At 59.6% G+C, this 18,066-nt stretch carries 17 protein-coding genes and 1 other RNA gene; 5 read left to right on the forward strand and 13 right to left on the reverse strand.

Features of this window, described 5'->3' with window-relative positions:
• Positions 1–78: 78 nt before the first annotated feature.
• The 3 genes from ATU_RS00420 to rimP form a co-directional block, all read right to left on the reverse strand.
• Positions 79–780, reverse strand: a complete 702-nt coding sequence (locus ATU_RS00420; protein WP_010970646.1) for an RNA-binding protein — start codon at positions 778–780, stop codon at positions 79–81.
• On the reverse strand, positions 777–2,393 hold the full coding sequence (gene nusA / locus ATU_RS00425; RefSeq protein ID WP_006309913.1) for a transcription termination factor NusA: 1,617 nt from the start codon (positions 2,391–2,393) through the stop codon (positions 777–779). The genes ATU_RS00420 and nusA overlap by 4 nt, the downstream gene beginning before the upstream one ends.
• Positions 2,394–2,456: 63 nt before the next feature.
• Entirely contained in the window at positions 2,457–3,053 is a 597-nt protein-coding gene (rimP, locus tag ATU_RS00430; protein ID WP_010970647.1) for a ribosome maturation factor RimP, read from the reverse strand.
• A gap of 288 nt (positions 3,054–3,341) precedes the next feature.
• Between rimP and ATU_RS00435 the strand changes: the two genes are divergently transcribed.
• Positions 3,342–4,970: an MFS transporter gene (locus ATU_RS00435; RefSeq protein WP_035214521.1), complete on the forward strand. Its 1,629-nt coding sequence runs from the start codon at positions 3,342–3,344 to the stop codon at positions 4,968–4,970.
• Positions 4,971–4,992: 22 nt separating this feature from the next.
• Here ATU_RS00435 and ATU_RS00440 read toward each other — a convergent pair whose 3' ends face one another.
• Both ATU_RS00440 and recR read right to left on the reverse strand, forming a co-directional pair.
• A complete protein-coding gene (locus ATU_RS00440) occupies positions 4,993–6,258 on the reverse strand; it encodes a lytic murein transglycosylase (protein WP_010970648.1) in 1,266 nt (421 codons plus the stop codon).
• A gap of 34 nt (positions 6,259–6,292) precedes the next feature.
• The gene (gene recR, locus ATU_RS00445; RefSeq protein ID WP_006309918.1) at positions 6,293–6,898 is read right to left on the reverse strand and encodes a recombination mediator RecR; all 606 of its coding nucleotides are present in this window, start codon (positions 6,896–6,898) and stop codon (positions 6,293–6,295) included.
• A gap of 37 nt (positions 6,899–6,935) precedes the next feature.
• Between recR and ATU_RS00450 the strand changes: the two genes are divergently transcribed.
• Positions 6,936–7,571, forward strand: coding sequence for an MOSC domain-containing protein (locus ATU_RS00450; protein WP_006309919.1), 636 nt, complete (start codon positions 6,936–6,938; stop codon positions 7,569–7,571).
• A gap of 59 nt (positions 7,572–7,630) precedes the next feature.
• Here the strand turns inward: ATU_RS00450 and ATU_RS00455 are convergent, their stop codons facing one another.
• The 3 genes from ATU_RS00455 to ffs all read right to left on the reverse strand — a co-directional run bounded on the left by ATU_RS00455 (position 7,631) and on the right by ffs (position 10,029).
• Entirely contained in the window at positions 7,631–7,954 is a 324-nt protein-coding gene (locus ATU_RS00455) for a YbaB/EbfC family nucleoid-associated protein (RefSeq protein ID WP_006309920.1), read from the reverse strand.
• A gap of 24 nt (positions 7,955–7,978) precedes the next feature.
• Positions 7,979–9,853: a DNA polymerase III subunit gamma/tau gene (locus tag ATU_RS00460; RefSeq protein ID WP_010970650.1), complete on the reverse strand. Its 1,875-nt coding sequence runs from the start codon at positions 9,851–9,853 to the stop codon at positions 7,979–7,981.
• A gap of 79 nt (positions 9,854–9,932) precedes the next feature.
• Positions 9,933–10,029: signal recognition particle sRNA small type (gene ffs, locus ATU_RS00465), an RNA gene on the reverse strand.
• A 65-nt stretch (positions 10,030–10,094) separates the two neighbouring features.
• Between ffs and ATU_RS00470 the strand changes: the two genes are divergently transcribed.
• Positions 10,095–10,523, forward strand: a complete 429-nt coding sequence (locus tag ATU_RS00470) for an HIT domain-containing protein (RefSeq protein WP_035256036.1) — start codon at positions 10,095–10,097, stop codon at positions 10,521–10,523.
• Positions 10,524–10,525: 2 nt separating this feature from the next.
• On the forward strand, positions 10,526–11,485 hold the full coding sequence (gene nudC, locus ATU_RS00475) for an NAD(+) diphosphatase (protein WP_035256649.1): 960 nt from the start codon (positions 10,526–10,528) through the stop codon (positions 11,483–11,485).
• Between the two features lie 15 nt (positions 11,486–11,500).
• Here nudC and ATU_RS00480 read toward each other — a convergent pair whose 3' ends face one another.
• Together ATU_RS00480 and ATU_RS00485 are read right to left on the reverse strand one after the other, a co-directional pair.
• Positions 11,501–12,364, reverse strand: coding sequence for a prephenate dehydratase (locus tag ATU_RS00480; RefSeq protein WP_010970653.1), 864 nt, complete (start codon positions 12,362–12,364; stop codon positions 11,501–11,503).
• An 11-nt stretch (positions 12,365–12,375) separates the two neighbouring features.
• A complete protein-coding gene (locus tag ATU_RS00485; protein WP_010970654.1) occupies positions 12,376–13,131 on the reverse strand; it encodes a 3-deoxy-manno-octulosonate cytidylyltransferase in 756 nt (251 codons plus the stop codon).
• A gap of 150 nt (positions 13,132–13,281) precedes the next feature.
• Here ATU_RS00485 and ATU_RS00490 point away from each other — a divergent pair, with 150 nt between their 5' ends.
• Positions 13,282–13,860, forward strand: coding sequence for a c-type cytochrome (locus ATU_RS00490; RefSeq protein WP_006309926.1), 579 nt, complete (start codon positions 13,282–13,284; stop codon positions 13,858–13,860).
• 94 nt (positions 13,861–13,954) lie between these two features.
• Here ATU_RS00490 and ATU_RS00495 read toward each other — a convergent pair whose 3' ends face one another.
• From ATU_RS00495 to ATU_RS00505, 3 genes are all read right to left on the reverse strand, one after another.
• Positions 13,955–14,680 carry a sugar transferase gene (locus ATU_RS00495; RefSeq protein ID WP_006309927.1) on the reverse strand — a complete coding sequence of 242 codons (726 nt, stop codon included), beginning with the start codon at positions 14,678–14,680 and terminating at the stop codon, positions 13,955–13,957.
• Positions 14,681–14,968: 288 nt separating this feature from the next.
• Complete coding sequence (locus ATU_RS00500; RefSeq protein ID WP_010970655.1) at positions 14,969–17,263, reverse strand: transglycosylase domain-containing protein; 2,295 nt, start codon at positions 17,261–17,263, stop codon at positions 14,969–14,971.
• Positions 17,264–17,379: 116 nt separating this feature from the next.
• The gene (locus ATU_RS00505; protein ID WP_010970656.1) at positions 17,380–17,838 is read right to left on the reverse strand and encodes a YbaK/EbsC family protein; all 459 of its coding nucleotides are present in this window, start codon (positions 17,836–17,838) and stop codon (positions 17,380–17,382) included.
• Positions 17,839–18,066: the final 228 nt, after the last annotated feature.

Raw genomic sequence — 18,066 nt, forward strand, 5'->3', positions numbered from 1 at the left:
AACCGGATGACGTCCATCAGGTCTCGTCGTTCAATTGCTGCATCGGAACGCGGCGACCGTTGATGTCGGTTAACCGCGTCATTGTTCTGTCCGGGCAGCGTCGCGTTCCGCCTGAGATCGACCGCCAAGGCGGTACTGCTCAAGCATCGTTGCGCGCTTCACTACACCCTCACCCGCCTGCCCTGCAAGCGCGCAGGCATGGATAAAAGCATTCTGGCCCATCAACTCGTCCATTTCGGCTTCGCTGGAGAGCCGGAAGGACGGAATTTCATTGCCGGCATCGCTGCCGAGCGCCCAGGCCTTGCGGGCCTGGTCCAGTTTTCTCACACCGTCGGCCGCAGCATCGGTCGCGTGGAACACGGCGATCGCGTTCCCGGACCGGACGGCTGCATCGACCTTCGTTGCGCCGCTGATGAACTGACCCGCCTTGCGCGCCATGTTCATCATGCCTGCAAGCTGCTGCGCCATCAGCCGGTCGAGAAGAGCGAGAAGCTCCGGCCCGGCCTTGACGTCGCGTTTGAGAGCCCGCGCGAAGAGCTTCTTCGCGATGGCCTTTTCGATCAGGGCGCGCTCGGGTGTCACCCAGCAACCGCGCCCCGGCAATTGGCGTTTCAGATCCGGAACGACGTTGCCGTCCGGGCCTGCGACGAAGCGGATCAACTCATCTGGCGATCCGCTCTGCCGTGTCACAATGCACATACGTCCATTGACGTCGCCCTTGATCCGCCCGTCATCGTCAGTCTCGGGCAGATCGTCCGGCTCATGCGCCTGCGATGTCATTCCTGTTCGGCGGTATCCGCCTCCTCGGCAGCTTCCGCCTCGACTTCCTGTTCGGAAGCAAGCTCTTCAGCGGTGATCCAGCCTGCCAGAAGACGGGCCTGCACCACCATGTTCTCGGCTTCGACGCGCGAAACATCGAGCTTGGAGAAGATGCCTTCGAACTTCTTCGTCTCGCCGTCCTTGCGTTCGCTCCAGCCGACCAGATCGTCCGCTGCGCAGCCGGCAAAGTCCTCGATGGTCTTGATGCCGTCTTCACCGAGCGCGACCATCATCTGCGAGGTCAGGCCATCGATCTGGCGCAGCTCGTCGGTAACGCCGAGTTCCTTGCGCTTGGCGTCCATTTCGGCTTCCAGCCGTTCCAGATATTCGCGGGCGCGGGTCTGGATTTCATCAGCAGTGTCTTCGTCGAAGCCATCGATCGAGGTAATTTCGTCGAGATCGACATAGGCCAGTTCTTCAACCTGCGCGAACCCTTCCGAAGCCAGAACCTGGCCGACCATTTCGTCGACATCCAGCGCTTCCATGAAGAGTGCCGTGCGCTCGTTGAATTCCTTCTGGCGACGCTCGGATTCTTCCTGCTCGGTCATGATGTCGATATCCCAGCCGGTCAGCTGCGATGCCAGACGCACGTTCTGACCGCGGCGGCCGATGGCGAGCGACAGCTGCTCGTCGGGAACAACCACTTCGATACGCTCGGATTCTTCATCCAGAACGACTTTGGCGACTTCCGCCGGCTGCAGGGCGTTGACGATGAAGGAAGCCGGTTCCTGGCTCCACGGAATGATGTCGATCTTCTCGCCCTGGAGTTCGCCGACAACGGCCTGAACGCGCGAACCGCGCATACCGACGCAGGCGCCGACCGGATCGATCGAGCTATCGTTCGAGATGACGGCGATTTTGGCGCGCGAACCGGGGTCACGGGCAACCGACTTGATCTGGATGATGCCGTCGTAGATTTCCGGGACTTCCATGGTGAACAGCTTCACCATGAACTGCGGATGGGTACGCGACAGGAAAATCTGCGGGCCACGCTGTTCGCGGCGAACGTCGTAGACATAGGCGCGAACGCGGTCGCCATAACGCATGTTTTCGCGCGGGATCATCTCGTCGCGACGGATGATGCCTTCGCCACGGCCGAGATCGACGATGACATTGCCATATTCGACGCGCTTCACGGTGCCGTTGACGATTTCGCCGATGCGGTCCTTGAACTCGTCATACTGACGATCGCGCTCGGCTTCACGTACCTTCTGCACGATGACCTGCTTGGCGGACTGGGCAGCGATACGGCCGAAATCCATCGGCGGCAGCGGATCGGCGATGAAGTCGCCGAGCTTGGCGTCGGGGTTGCGGTCGCGGGCAAGTTCGAGCGGAATCTGGGTCGAATAGTCTTCGGCTGCTTCCACCACTTCCAGAAGACGCTGCAGGCGGATTTCGCCGGTCTTGGAGTTGATGTCGGCGCGGATGTTGGTTTCCGAACCATAGCGCGAGCGGGCGGCTTTCTGGATAGCGTCGGCCATTGCGGCAAGCACGATTTCGCGGTCGATGACCTTTTCGCGCGCCACAGCATCGGCGATCTGCAGAAGCTCAAGCCGGTTAGCACTCACTGCCATTTTTTTATCTCCGTAAGTCGCATAATTGCGGGGATCGCCCGTTTTCCGGGCGTTACGTTGGAATTAGTCTTCGTCTGCTTCGTTTTCGTCGTTCTGGTTTGCGGCGGCGGCCTTTGCCGCCTTGTCTGCCCGCAGCGCATCACGAATAAGGTCGTCCGTCAGAATGAGCTTCGCATCGGAAAGCGCATTGAACGGAACGACGACCGTCGGCTCTTCGCCATAGGCAATCTGATCGCGTTCCAGCTTGAAACTATCCGCATCGACCTCAACGATCTTGCCGCGAAACCGCTTGCGGTTTTCGACCAGAATGGAGGTCTCGACCTTCACCAGATGGCCCTGCCAGCGGGTGAAATCCGTTTTACGAACCATCGGCCGGTCGATGCCGGGCGAGGAAACTTCGAGATGATACGCTTTCTCGACCGGATCTTCCACATCAAGAACCGGTGAAATCGCCATGGAGATGGCCTCACAGTCCTGAACGTTCATCGTTCCGTCTTCCCGCTCGGCCATCACCTGCAGCGTCATGCCGTTCTGGTTGGAGAGCCGCACGCGCACCAGGAGATATCCCATGCCCGTCAGAACAGGCTCGATGATCTCGGCAATGCGCTGGTCAATGCCCGTTTCGGTTATCAGTCGCGGTTCTTGTGCGGTGTCTGCCATCTGGCCTTCCGGTCTTTAGATTTTCACCGGGCACTTAGCCCGTGGTTTCCGGTTCGCCTAACGAAAAAGAGCGGAGCCTTGCGGCCCCACTCTTCATCAAGCGATCAAGAATTTCAGGGGTCATATAGACCCATCGGGGCAGGATTGCAAGGTTTTACCGGGCTCTTCCGCTTTGGGTGCCGCCTCTGCCACATTTTCTCCCTTACCGTGTCGGAAAGGCTGGCATGATCGTCGGCACTGTCTATAGTTGCCGTTTGACAAATCGCAGTTGCATCAAGTGGACAGAGCGTGCCTGACCGTAAATCGCCACTCGCGCCTTTAAGGCATTTGACTTACAGACGAATCTGGATCGCGAGCCTTGCCTCGAATTTCGGCGGATTGATCCAGGCGGTGGGTGCCGCGTGGATGATGACCTCGCTTTCGAGTTCGGAAAACATGATCGCGCTGGTGCAGGCTTCCACCTCTTTGCCGATCATGATGTTCTCGCTGATTTCAGGCGCGCTGGCCGACAGTTTCGACCGTCGCCGCATTATGATTTCGGCGCAGCTTCTGATGCTGACGGCCTCCGTGCTGCTCACCGTCTTTGCCTGGTCCGGCTGGCTCACGCCCTGGCTGCTGTTGTTCTTCACCTTCATGATCGGCTGCGGAACGGCGCTCAACAATCCCTCCTGGCAGGCCTCGGTCGGCGAAATGGTGCCGCGTGAGGATTTGCCCGCCGCCGTGACGCTGAACAGCGTCGGCTTCAACATCACCCGCAGCGTCGGCCCGGCCATCGGCGGTATCATCGTTGCCGCCGCCGGTGCTGCTGCCGCCTTTTTCGTGAATGCGCTGAGCTATTTCACCCTGATCTATGCGCTGTTTCGCTGGCAGCCGCCCAAATATGCGTCGACCCTGCCGCGCGAGCAGCTTCTGGCCGCCATCTCGGCCGGCATGCGTTACGTGGCGATGTCGCCCAATATCGGCAAGGTGCTGGTGCGCGGCTTTCTCTTCGGCCTCTCCGCCAGTGCCATTCTTGCCCTGATGCCCATTGTCGCCCGCGATCTGGTCGAGGGCGGCCCGCTGACCTACGGCGTCATGCTGGGTGCCTTCGGCGTCGGCGCCATTGGCGGTGCGCTCGTCAGCGCCCGGTTGCGGGAAGTCATGTCCAGCGAATGGATCGTGCGTGTTGCCTTTCTGGGCTTCGCTTTCAGCTCCGGCGTAACGGCGGTCAGCACCAGTTCGATTATCACCTCGCTGGTTCTCGCCATAGCCGGTGCCTGCTGGGTGCTGGCGCTATCGCTCTTCAACACGATCGTCCAGCTGTCCACCCCGCGCTGGGTGGTCGGCCGGGCGCTGTCGCTCTATCAGACGCTCACCTTCGGCGGCATCGCTGTCGGCAGCTGGCTGTGGGGCGAGTTGGCGGAAGATTACGGCATTTCCTATTCGCTTCTCTGTTCGTGCGTGCTGATGCTGCTCGGCGTTGTCGTCGGCCTCAAGCTCGCCATGCCCGCCTTCGCTTCGCTCAATCTCGATCCGCTCAATCGTTTCGTGGAGCCGCCGCTGAGACTCGACGTCAAGCCGCGTAGTGGACCCATCGCCATTCTGATCGATTATGAAATCCATGATGAGGATCTTGGCGAATTCCTGCCGCTGATGGCGGAGCGCCGCCGCATCCGTCTGCGCGATGGCGCACGCAACTGGAACCTGATGCGCGATCTCGAAAACCCCGATATCTGGACGGAAAGTTACCACGTGCCGACATGGGTGGAATATGTCCGCCACAACCATCGTCGCACCCAGGCGGATGCGGAAGCCTGGGACCGGCTACTGGAGCTTCACCGCGGCAAGACGCGGCCGCGGGTGCACCGGATGATCGAACGGCAGACCATTCCGCCAACCGACGATATCTTTCACAAGCCCCATACCGACCAGCATTAAAAGACGATGGGCCGGAGACGGATTATTTCAGCTTCGCCTTCAGTGTCGCATCGGGAAAACATGTCGGTGCAAGGCCGTTTTTCGACTGCCAGTCACCGAGTGAGCGGCGCGTCTTGAAGCCCGCCAGCCCGTCCGCCTTGCCGACATCGTAACCCTTGGCGACCAGAGCCTTCTGCATGGTCAGCACGTCGGAGCGCAGCATTGACCCGACATTGCCCCATTCCCCCTTGAACGGTCCCGCCCCATGGGCGATGCGGTCGGCGAGATTGCCAATGAAGAGCGCGTAGAGGTCAGAATTATTATATTCCTTGATGACATAGAAATTCGGCGTCACCACGAATTCCGGCCCATGGCGCCCGGCCGGCACCAGCATCATGCCGTCGGCGGTCAGGTCATTGACAGGAAAGGCTTTTCCGGAAATGCGGGTAATGCCCATCTTCGCCCAGTCGGCCACCGGTCGGGCCAGATCAGGGCCTTCCTGCGCGCAGGAAACATTGGCGGGGATGGAGACTTCGAAGCCCCAGTCGCGATTGCGCTGCCAGCCGCGCTGGGAAAGATAGTTCGCTATGGATGCCAGTGCATCCGGCACCGAATTCCAGATATCGCGGTGGCCATCGCCATCGAAATCCACGGCATATTTGAGATAGCTCGACGGCATGAATTGCGGCTGGCCAAGCGCGCCGGCCCAGGAGCCCATCATGCGTGAAGCCGCTATATCGCCGCTTTCGACGATCTTCAGCGCATCGATCAGCTCGGTGCGGAACATCTCCTTGCGGGTCGACATATAGGCTTTCGTGGCCAGCACATCGACCACCGAATGCGGCAATTTTGCCCGACCAAAACCGGATTCGCGGCCCCAGATCGCAACGACGATATCGCCGGGAACACCATATTTCGTCTCGATCCTGCGCAGCGTCGCTGCGTGCGTGGCCGCAAGCGAACGGCCGGTAACGGCAAGCCCCTGTAACCGCTTTTCGGAGAAATAAGCGCCAGGCGAGGAGAATTCCGCCTGGCTCTGGCTCTGTTCCTTCGGCGGTTTCTGACCGGGAATGACAAGATCGGGCAGGTTCCAGCTGATGGAAAGACCGCTGAGCGTGGCCTCCAGCGTCTCTTGGGAAATGCCGGCCTTGCGGGCCTCCGGCCAGATTTCCTTTTTCAGCCAGGCATTGAAGTCTGCATCATATTTGGCGGCAGCAGCACCTTTCGGGGCGGACTGTGCAAGAACTGTCGTTGCTGAAAAAACGGAAAGAATGGCGGCCAGTGCCTTGGTAGCAAATCGGTGTGGCATTCGGTCTCCTCTTGGATGGTGGGGAGGGAAGGCTTCAGATCGTCGTTCGCGCCCGAAGCGCCGCCGTCAATGTGCCCTCGTCGAGATAATCAAGCTCACCGCCCACAGGCACGCCATGGGCGAGCCTCGTGATCTTGATGCCGAGGCCGGAGAGGCGGTCTGTGATGTAATGGGCAGTCGCCTGTCCTTCCACCGTCGCATTGACGGCGATGATGAGCTCGCGAATGCCGCCAGCACTCACGCGGTCGATCAGGCCCTTGATGTTCAGGTCCTCCGGTCCGACGCCATCGAGCGGTGACAGTGTGCCACCCAGAACGTGATAGGCTGTGTTCATCGCGCCCGCCCGCTCCAGTGCCCAGAGATCCGACACGTCTTCCACCACGATGATGACGGACTGGTCACGCCGGTCATCGGCGCAGACAGTGCAGGGATCGATCGTATCGACATTGCCGCAGCAGGAGCAGATCTTCACCTTGTCATAGGCTTCGCCCATGGCATGGCCGAGCGGCCCGAGAAGCTGTTCTTTCTTCTTGATGAGATGCAATGCCGCCCGCCGCGCCGAGCGGGGGCCAAGCCCCGGCACTTTTGCCAGAAGCTGGATCAGTTTTTCAATTTCGGGACCGGTGACTCGTTTTGCCATGAGCGCTTTCTACTGCATAAATCGGGAAACGGGAATCATGAAGCTTGAAGGGCAGTCGATGAAAATCAGGGCGGTGTGCCGGGGCGAGGCAAAAAGCCTGCCGGGAAAGACGACGAAGACGGGCATCTTCAAACATGCCGTGAACGGCCCAGTCATGGTCGACGCGGAAGGCATTGTCAGCGACGCCGTCTGCAATCGCAAACATCATGGCGGACCGGATCAGGCGATTTACGTGATGGGCTCAGTCGATCTCGACTTCTGGTCCAGCACCTTGGGCTCCACGGTCGAACCCGGATTTTTCGGCGAGAATCTCGTGCTTGATGGTGTCGACAGCGCAAAACTGCATGTGGGCGACAGGTTTACGGCCAACGACGTCGTGCTGGAGGTGACCGCTGCCCGCATCCCCTGCGCCACGCTGTCGGCCCGCATCGGCGATCCCAATTTTGCCCCGCGTTTCCGGCAGGCGGGCCAGTCGGGTTTTTATTGCCGGGTGCTGAAAGGTGGAATGCTTGCGGCCGGTGAGGAGGTGATGTTCGAACCCTATCCGGGAACGAAACTGCCGATACCGACTATCCTGCAGCGCTTCCGTCCCATGCAACTCAACGAGGCCGAACGCACGGCCTATCTTGAAACACCGCTCGCAAGCCGATTTCGTGCGATGCTGGAATCTTAGGCCGTGTCCTGAGATGAGGATGGCGAATGCTCAACGCCATCCTCTTCAGTTGGAATATCTCAGAAAGGCAGCTTCATGCCGGGCGGTAGCGGCAGACCTGCGGTCAGGTCAGCCATCTTTTCCTGGGCCTGCGCTTCACCCTTTTCCTTGGCGTCCTTGTGGGCCGCAACGATCAGATCCTCGAGGATTTCGACCTCGTCTTCCTTGAAGAGCGAAGGATCGATTTTCAGGCCGCGCATTTCGCCCTTGCCGTTCAAAATGACGGTCACCAGACCGCCACCGGCCCGGCCTTCGATTTCGAGGGCGGCAATTTCCTGCTGCACCTTCTCCATCTTGGACTGCATTTCCTTGACCTTGCCCATCATACCCATGATGTCGCGCATGTGCCAATCTCCTGTTCTTCTTGTTTAAAACTCGATGTCGTCGCCGGGAAGGATGTCGCCTTCGCTCGATTCGGCAACCGATGGCGGGGTGATATCCTCCGCCTCATCCTGTATCGCCGCGCGAATACGTACGTCGGTGATTTTTGCGCCGGGAAACTGCGCCAGGATCGCGGCAACATCAGGATCCTGACGCGCGTCGACCAGGCGGGCATCGCGGGCATTGCCTTCCGCCTCGACCAAGGTCGGCTCGCCCTGTTCCTTGCTGAGGCTGACGATCCAGTGGATACCGGTCCATTCCTTCAGCTTGACGCCAAGCTCACCGGGCAGCGAGCCGGGGGCGCCTTCGCCGAGGCGCATATCAAGGCGGCCGGGCTCCAGCCGAACCAGCCGCACGAAGTTGCGCACCTTCGCCCGCATGACAGGATCACGGTTTTTCTGGCAGAGATCGGCAATATCCTGCAGCGAATTGACGGGAACCTTCGGCTCCGGCCGTTCTTCGGTTTTCGGGGCCGCGACCTGCATCTCCTGCGGCCGGCTGTCTGGAACGGCGCGCAGCATGGTGGAGGGCTGCGGACCGGCCTGCCTCGGGGCGGCAAATTCTGCAGGTCTTGCCGCTGCCACGGTCTGCGCCGACGAATAGGCGCGCGCGCCACCGCCGTTGCCGCCGCCGGAAGGTCCGCCATTGGTGTAACTGCCGTCAGCGCTGGAAAGCTCCAGCAGGCGCCGCGCCGCATCTTCCGGTGCCGGCAGATTGGCGGCATGCGAAAGCCGGATCAGCACCATTTCAGCGGCACCCGCCGGGCGCGAAGCGTTTTCCGTTTCCGGAATGCCCTTCAGCAGCATTTGCCAGATGCGTGACAGCGCCGTTACAGCGATGGTTTCGGCAAACTCCGCGCCGCGCGTGCGCTCGATTTCGGAAAGCGAGGGGTCTTCCGCTGCGTCGGGAACGTATTTCATGCGGGTGACGAGATGGGTGAAATCGGCGAGGTCGTTCAAAACGACAACCGGGTTTGCGCCAGCCTCATATTGTCCGTTGAATTCCGAAAGGGCAGCCGCCACATCGCCTTTGACGACATGCTGGAAGAGATCGACAATGCGCGCACGGTCGGCAAGGCCGAGCATGCCGCGCACCGCTTCGGCCTCCACACGGCCGCCGCCATGGGCAATCGCCTGGTCGAGCAGGGAAAGACCGTCACGGGCGGAACCCTCGGCTGCGCGGGCGATCATTGACAGCGCCTGCGGCTCGGCTTCGAAACCTTCCTTGCCGGCAATGGCGGTGAACAGGCCGACAAGATCGGCGGCGCTGATGCGGCGCAGGTCGAAACGCTGGCAGCGCGACAGAACGGTAATCGGCACCTTGCGGATTTCGGTGGTCGCGAAGATGAATTTCACATGCTCCGGCGGCTCTTCCAGGGTCTTCAGAAGACCGTTGAAAGCCTGCGTCGACAGCATGTGCACTTCGTCGATGATATAGACCTTGTAGCGCGCCGAGACCGGGCGATAGCGCACCTGCTCGATGATCTCACGAATATCGTCGATGCCGGTATGGGATGCGGCGTCCATCTCGATCACGTCGACATGCCGGCCTTCCATGATCGCCTGGCAATGTTCGCCGGGAATACGAAGGTCGATGGTCGGTTTGTCGATGGTGTCGGTCTTGTAATTCAGTGCGCGGGCGAGAATGCGGGCCGTGGTCGTCTTGCCCACGCCGCGAACGCCGGTCAGCATATAGGCCTGCGCGATGCGGCCGGTCTCAAACGCGTTGGTCAGCGTTCGAACCATCGGCTCCTGGCCGACCATCAGATCGGAGAAATCCTTCGGGCGATATTTGCGCGCCAGTACCCGGTAGCCGGTCCCGACCTGGGATTCGCTTGATTTGGGGGGTACGGTATCGCTCATTGCCTCGCCAGTTTGTTTTGCCAGTTGTCTCGGGGCGCGGAACTGGCCCGGCGAAAGCTGAGCACGTCTTTTAAAAAAGGTGGGAGGCTGGCACGGCGACCCGTGCCTGGCTCGTTAGGGCTGCTTCCTTCCGGACCTGACCCGGTTGGCGAGTGGCTCGTCCACCACCAACCTCCCGGGGCCACATATCGGCAATATCGACAGCAAATGCAAGCCAAGCCTTCAAAAAACTGCTATCACGATGAAAACAAACATGGAGGACACCTTGGAGACATTCCGGCTGGACGAGAGACTGGCGCGCGACAGCGTCCTGGTGACACGATTGGGTCTTTGCGAGCTTCGCTTGCAGAATGACAATCGCTGGCCCTGGCTGTTGCTGGTGCCGCAAAGAGACGGCGTCAGCGAATTGTTCGATCTCACCCCGCTCGATCAGGCCGTGCTGACATTCGAGACCAATCTCGTCGCATCCGCCTTGAAGGAAATCACCGGAGCCACCAAGATAAATGTCGGTGCCTTGGGCAATATCGTCCGGCAGCTGCATGTCCATATTATCGCCCGCAATGAAGGCGACACCTGCTGGCCCGGTCCTATCTGGGGGCACGGAACGGCGGTGCCTTATGCGGTGGGCGAGAAGGAAAGTTTGATGAAAAAAATCTCCGGCGCGCTCTGATGATGTCAATGAAAATTTTTGAAACCACTGCCCCCCATCCCGAAGCAAGCCTGCTGACGGCCTTTTCCAAAAATGCTCTCGACCGTTTCGCTGAAAAGCGAACCGAGGAATGTGTTGCCGAGGCTCTGAAGGTTGACGGCACCCATATTTTTGCCTTTTCGGGCAACCGGCTTGTTCTGAAACATGACGAGCAGGTCATCGATCCCCTGTTTTCCGCCTATGAGCTGGCCGAGTTGCAGCCGGATTTCGACAATGCCGTGCTGCTGGGATATCGCGAAACCGGCGAACCGAGAATCGCGGTGCCGGTTGCCGTGGCCGAAGACCAGCTGGCGAGCCACTACAAGCTGGCGGACGCCCGCACGCTTTATCGAGATCATCTTCTCGACGAGGAATTGCTGAGCGAGGTCGCCCAGGCCGTCAGCCTCACCCACTGGAATGCCGATAACCGCTTCTGTGGCAGGTGCGGTGGGACCATGGAGCAGCGGATTGGCGGCTACAAGCGCATCTGCGCCTCCTGTAGTCACACCATTTTTCCGCGCACCGATCCCGTTGTCATCATGATGACGATCGATATCGAGCGTGATCTCTGCCTGCTTGGTCGCGGCGCGCATTTTGCATCGGGCATGTATTCCTGCCTTGCCGGTTTCGTGGAGCCGGGCGAGACGATAGAGCAGGCAGTGCGCCGTGAAACGCATGAGGAATCCGGGGTCGAAATCGGCCGGGTGCGGTATCACGCCTCCCAGCCCTGGCCGATGCCGCACACGCTGATGATCGGCTGTTACGCCGAGGCTCTCTCGTCCGATATTGCCCGCGACGAGATCGAGCTTGAGGATTGCCGGTGGTTCACCAGGGAAGAAGTAGCCAAGATGCTGGAGGCCCCGGCGGGGGAAGGTTTTTCAGCCCCGCCGATCGGCGCCATCGCGCATCGGCTGATGCGCGACTGGGTGGAATGGCCCGAGTGAGGGGTTGCGGCAGGCTCAGCTCTGGTTGAGCTTGCCGCGCATCGCATGGCCGTTGTAGACGCCGAGAATGCGGACTTTTTCCGAGAAGAAGCGCAGCTCGTCCAGCGCATGCCGCACCGGTTCGTCATCGGGGTGGCCTTCAATATCGGCATAAAACTGCGTCGCCACGAATTTGCCGCCGAGCTGGTAGCTTTCGAGCTTCGTCATATTGATGCCGTTGGTGGCAAAACCGCCCATGGCCTTGTAGAGCGCGGCCGGAATGTTGCGAACATTGAAGACAAAAGTCGTGACGACAATTTCGTCGCTCGACTGACGCTTGGCCCAGTTCTCATCGCGGGAGAGCACGACGAAGCGCGTAACGTTGTTTTCCGAATCCTCGACATTTTCAGCGAGAATATCGAGACCGTAGAGATCCGCGGCAAGACGCGGCGCGAGAGCCGCCATGCTGCGGTCGCCCTTTTCGGAAACCAGCCTTGCGGAGCCCGCCGTATCGCCGGCGATGACGGGCTTCCAGCCGTTCGAACGGATGATCTTGCGGCACTGGCCCAGTGCATGGATATGGCTGTGGACGGTGCGGATCTCGTCTTTCGTCACGCCCGGCACCACCATCAGCTGGAAACGGATCGGCATGAAATATTCGCCGATGATGTGCAGGCGTGATTCGGGCAGCAGGTGATGAATATCCGCGACTCGGCCGGCCAGCGTGTTTTCAATCGGGATCATGCCGAGATCGGCTTCGCCATTTTCGATAGCGTTGAAGGCATCCTCGAATGTCGGGCATGGCAATGGCTCCATATCCGGAAACATGTCACGGCATGCCATGTCGGAATTCGCGCCGAACTCGCCCTGAAAGGCAATGCGATTTGTAATCAAATTCATGGGACTGTCCGTTAGAGGGTTCTGCCTGCAAGAATCTTGCGGGCTTTTTCGAGATCGTGCGGCGTGTCGACGCCAAGCGGAACAGACCGGACGATTTCCGCATCGATGCGCATGCCCGCTTCCAACGCACGCAGCTGTTCCAGCCGCTCACGCAATTCCAGAGGCGAGGGCGGCAGGCGCACGAATGTTTCAAGTGCGGCGCGGCGATAGGTGTAAAGCCCGATGTGGTGATAAAGCGGCCCATCACCATAAGGCGCGGTGGTGCGGGTGAAATAAAGCGCGCGCAATCGTGTTTCGGAAAGCGGGCTGCCAACGACTTTCACCACGTTCGGATTGGTTTTTTCCTCTTCGTCGGTGATTTCAACCGTTAACGTCGCAATATCGACGGCAGCATTTTCCATCGGGCGTAGCGAGGCACGGATAGTTTCCGCCTCGATGGTCGGAAGGTCGCCTTGGACGTTGATGACGTATTCCGCCTTGCCATAGGGGTCGGCCTTTTGCAGCGCCTCGAAAATGCGGTCGGAGCCGGACTGGTGGTCGCCGCGTGTCATCATCACGTCGAAACCGGCGTTTTGAACGGCTGCAAATACCTGCTCGTCGTCGACTGCGACAACGATTCGTTCCGCACCGGCCTCGCGTGCGCGCAACGCCACCTGCACGATCATTGGCCTGCCGCCAATATCCGCGAGCGGCTTGCCTGGAAGGCGTGTGGATGCCATCCGGGCCGGTATAAGGACCACCGCTTTCTCGAAATCCCGATTCTTCATCCGACACCCTTCAAATCCCGCCCGAAAAGTGTCAAAACGTCACGGAGTGGGGACCATCATTCAAGTTGCGCAGGCTGTGCAAAAGCCATAGCTTTCGAGTAATTTCAAGATGCCCGGTTATATGGAGCGGATGCGAGGGAGCGCATATAGATGAATTCTTATGTTAATATGGGCGTTGGGGCGTTGCTGGGCACGGTTTTCGTCCTGATGTCGGTGTCGATTGCGTCTGAGGGCATTTTTCATGCGCCTGCGCCCGAAAAGGAAGGTTACACCATTGTTGCGGCAGAAAGCGGCGGTGGTGAAGCCGGTGGCGGAGAAGCCGCTGCAGCCGCGACGCCGATCGCAAAATTGCTTGCGAGCGCCGATGCCGCCAAGGGTGAAGCGGTCTTCAAGAAGTGTACGAGCTGTCATACCGGAGAGAGTGGTGGTGCAAACAAGGTCGGCCCCAATCTCTTCGATGTCGTCAACCGGCCGATCGCCAGCCACGAAGGTTTCAGCTACTCCGCTGGGATGAAGGATTTCTCCAAGGGTGCTTCCGTGCATTGGGATTACGATCATCTCAACTACTTCCTCGAAGCCCCCAAGAAACACGTTCCCGGCACGGCCATGGGATTTGCGGGTGTGAAGAAGGAAACGGAAAGAGCCGACCTCATCGCTTATCTGCGCTCACTTTCGGCAAACCCGGCTCCGCTTCCGGATCCGAATGCGGCTCCCGCACCGATGAACTGATGATCATGATGGTTCATGATAAAAGCCCGGTATCGCTGCCGGGCTTTTGTTTTTGGACGGGCGGATTGAAAATACGGCAATGGCGCCTGAAAAATCAGAAGCCCTTGCCGCCGCGCAATTCGGAAATCACCGTTCCGACCATGATCTTGATATCCAGCCAGACCGAAAAATTCTCGACATAATAGAGATCGGAGACGATTCGGGCACGAGCCTTGTCGCTGCGATCCGTCGGGCCGCGTAGTCCCCGCATCTGGGCGAGGCCGGTAATGCCGGGCCGCATTCGGTGCCGCATGTGATAGTGCGGAACCAGCTCCTCATAAAGACGGCCGGCTGCCAGCATGCCGACGGCATGGCAGCGTGGGCCCACCAGCGACATGTCGCCCTTCAGGACATTGATCAGCTGCGGCAGTTCGTCGATATTCGTACGCCGGAGAATGGCGCCAATACGGGTTATCCGCGGGTCGTTCTTCACCGTTTGCGCTACTCCGGTGACATCACCCAGTTCGGCCTGCATCGAGCGAAATTTATAGACGCGGATTTTTCTTCCATTCATGCCCCAGCGGACCTGCGAGAACAGGACCGGGCCTTTGCTGTCGAGCTTTACCAGCAATGCGACGGTCGCCAATACAGGGGCAAGTGCGACAAGGGCGATGGACGCCCCTGCAATGTCTATGGTTCTTTTGAGCGCAAACTGACCGCGCTGCAATGAAGATGGTTTTTTATCCGATATGGGAGATTGCATTTCCGCCGTTTCAAACGGGACGGCAGGATAGGGAGCGCCGTAAAAAACGGCATGCGATGAGCTTTTAGTACCCAGCATAATATGGAACCCTGAAAAGTTATTTTGAAACAAGAAAATTAATTTATATGAACGATTAATAATTCATTTACCCTAAAAAGTCACCCGAAATGTAGTCGTATTTGCGCAAATGGCAATCTAGGGTTAATCGGCGCGCACGCATATGTTGCGCCGTCGCGCCGCCTCCGCTCATGGCTGCGGATGCGAAGGGCAAAGTCTCCGGAAAAGCGGGGTTTTTCGGGAGGGCGAGTGTGTTGCTACCATCTCGCCATTCGTGATGATCTCCGCTGGCCCATTACCAGACGCGGGTCAATTTCCCATCAGAATGTCAAGCAGCGTCGTCTGCTTCGGCCCCGATTGTGCGGGGGCCTGGCCGCCTATGTCGGCGGGTGGCACGGGCCCGTTGCCGGCCTGGTAGCCTGGTTCGATATCGCGGGAGGGTATGTTCGCCGGCGGCATGGCCATGCCCGGCTGGTTGGGTGAAACCGGCGCATCGGGATAGGCGCGGGTGTCCGTCGTTCCGCCACCCAGCGCATTGGAAATGATCTCGCCGATGGATGAGGGGGCGGCTTCCGGTGCCGGCTGCTGCATGTCCCCGAGCGGCGGTACGCCACCTGCGCCGAGGCCGAAAAGCGGCGAAGGCGAGAGCCCGGAATGGGCAGCGGTCATGAAATCCTTCCATGCCCGTGCCGGCAGTCCGCCGCCGGTGACCTTCTTCATGGAGGTGCCGTCGTCATTGCCGAACCAGACGCCGGTGGTGAGGTTGCTTGTGTAGCCGACAAAAAGTGCATCGCGGAAGGACTGGGTCGTGCCGGATTTTCCTGCCGCCTGCCAGCCTTGCAGGCGCGCGGCCTTGCCGGTGCCTTCGGTGATGACGCGGGACAACATGCCGTTCATGGTCGCGGCAATCTCTTCGCTCAGCACGCGCGGTGGATTATCGTATTTGTTTTCGTAAAGAACCTTGCCGTCGGCATCGGTGATACGCTTGACGATGTGCGGCGTCGCCTTGTAGCCGCCATTCATGAAGGGAGCATAGGAGGCGGTCAGCTCCATCAGCGACACCTCAGAGGTGCCGAGGGCGATGGAGGCATTGTTCTGCAGCTCCGATTCGATGCCCATGCGATGCGCCACCTGCGTCACCCGTTCCGGGCCGACCTCCATCACCAGTTGTGCGGCGATCGTGTTCAGTGAATTGGCAAGCGCGGTGGCGAGCGTGACTTCGCCGCGATACTTCTTTTCGTAGTTTTCCGGTGTCCAGTTTCCGATGCGCACCGGCCCGTCATTGCGGATCGTGTAGGGGGTAAGCCCCGATTCGAGTGCGGCGACGTAAACGAAGGGCTTGAAGGCGGAACCCGGTTGCCGTTTTGCCTTTACGGCGCGGTTGAACTGGCTTTGCGCATAATCTGCCCCGCCGACGACGGCCCGGATCGCGCCCGTACCGTCTATCGAAACCAGCGCCGCCTGCGAGGCACCCTGTTTTTTGCCGTCACCCTGCAGCACATGGGTCAGCGCCTTTTCGGCGTCGCGCTCGAGATTGGGGTCGATGGTTGTATCGACAACGATGTCCTGCTTGACCTCGCCCACCAGGCCGCGGACTTCCTCCAGCACCATATCGGCGGCGTAATGTTCGGCACCCGACCAGAACCGCTTCGCCTTTGTCGGCGGCTGCGACATCGCGGTCTTGATTTCGTCATCGGTGATGAAGCCGACATCGCGCATGGATTGCAGCACCACCTGCGCCCGCTCTTCCGCCGCCTGCGGATCGCGCGCCGGCGAAAGGCGTGAGGGCGCTTTGAGAAGCCCGGCCAGCATTGCCGCTTCGCCCAGATTGACGTCGCGCGCGGATTTGTTGAAGTAGCGCCGGGAAGCCGCTTCGACGCCATAGGCATTGGAGCCGAAATAGACGCGATTGAGATACATCGCGAGGATCTGGTCCTTGGTGAATTCGTGCTCCAGCCAGAAGGACAGAAGCACTTCCTGCACCTTGCGTTCCAGCGTCCGGTCGGGCGAGAGAAACAGGTTTTTCGCCAGTTGCTGCGTCAGCGTCGATCCGCCCTGGACAGCTCGTCCCGTCAGCACATTCGTCACGATGGCGCGTCCGAGACCCAGCGGATCGACCCCGAAATGCGAATAAAACCGGCGATCTTCGATCGCCATGACCGCCTGCGGAATATAGGGCGACATGTCTTCCAGCGCGAGCGCCTCGCCGCCGGTGGTGCCGCGATTGGCAAGCACGCTGCCATTGACCGAAACGATCTTCACATTCGGCGGCCGTTCGGGAATGGACCAGCTGCTGGCGCTCGGCATGCGCGCACCATAATAAAGGACAAGCCCGGCAACGCCGATACCGCCCCAGATGCCGAGCACGATGCACCAGTAGAAGAGGGAGCGGATGAAGCCCGTCACGCCCCGGCCCGAATTGCGGCTACGCTTTTCTTTCTTCCGGGATTTGGTACGGCCGGATGCCGGTCTCGGTTTCTTGGCTTGCTGTTTTGAGGCTCCGCTGATGCGTTCGCTGGCGTCAAGACGCAGGTCATCACCGGACTCGTGAAAATCCCCGAAAGAAGGTTCTACCCGTTCGCGTGATTTACCCTTGCCTGCCATCCAGCCTAAGTCGCTCCTATTCGCGTCTCTATGCCTGCGCGATCCTTAATCCAGGATGAAGAGTGTAAATGCGGCGATTTAAGGCGGGGTTAAGTCCTGGCAGGATCAAATCGGCGTCATTGACAGACGTCGACCCATTCCGCTCCGGTCAATTCAACCATGACATCAGGCGAAATCTTCACCGCCGCATTGGTGGCGCCAGCCGCTGGAACCACCTCTTGATAGTTTTTCAACGATATGTCGCAAAACACCGGTAGGGCCGAAGGAAGGCCGAAAGGACACACGCCACCGATGGGATGGCTGGTCACCGCAACTACCTCTTCCGCTCCGAGCATGCGTGGCTTCGCACCGAAATGATCGCGGAATTTGCGGTTGTCGAGACGTCTGGTGCCGGCGGCGACGACGAGAAGAATGGTGTCGCCAGCCTTCAGGCAGATGGTTTTGGCGATCTGGTCGGGGTCGACCCCATGCGCTTCAGCGGCCAGTGCAACCGTCGCCGAACTCCCTTCCGTTTCAATCACGGTCACTCCGGGTGATTTCTCGATGAAAAAGGCTCTGACGGATTCGATAGACATGCGTATTTATTAGGCGCTACGCGGGCAGGCTTCAAGTCGCCCTGAAATAGCTATGCATTTTTTGCAATGCTGCGCTGCGATGAAACGTCTGTTTTTTAAGCTGGTATCCTGTATCTTCAAATCATCGAAGCGACGCACTCCTCCTCCCAGCGTCGCCCGATTGGACTGACAATACTCCTCCTCCCAATTGTCAGTCAGTTTCAAGAACCCGGCGCACCTCCTCCCGCG

The organism is Agrobacterium fabrum str. C58 (genome assembly GCF_000092025.1).
GTDB lineage: Bacteria > Pseudomonadota > Alphaproteobacteria > Rhizobiales > Rhizobiaceae > Agrobacterium > Agrobacterium fabrum.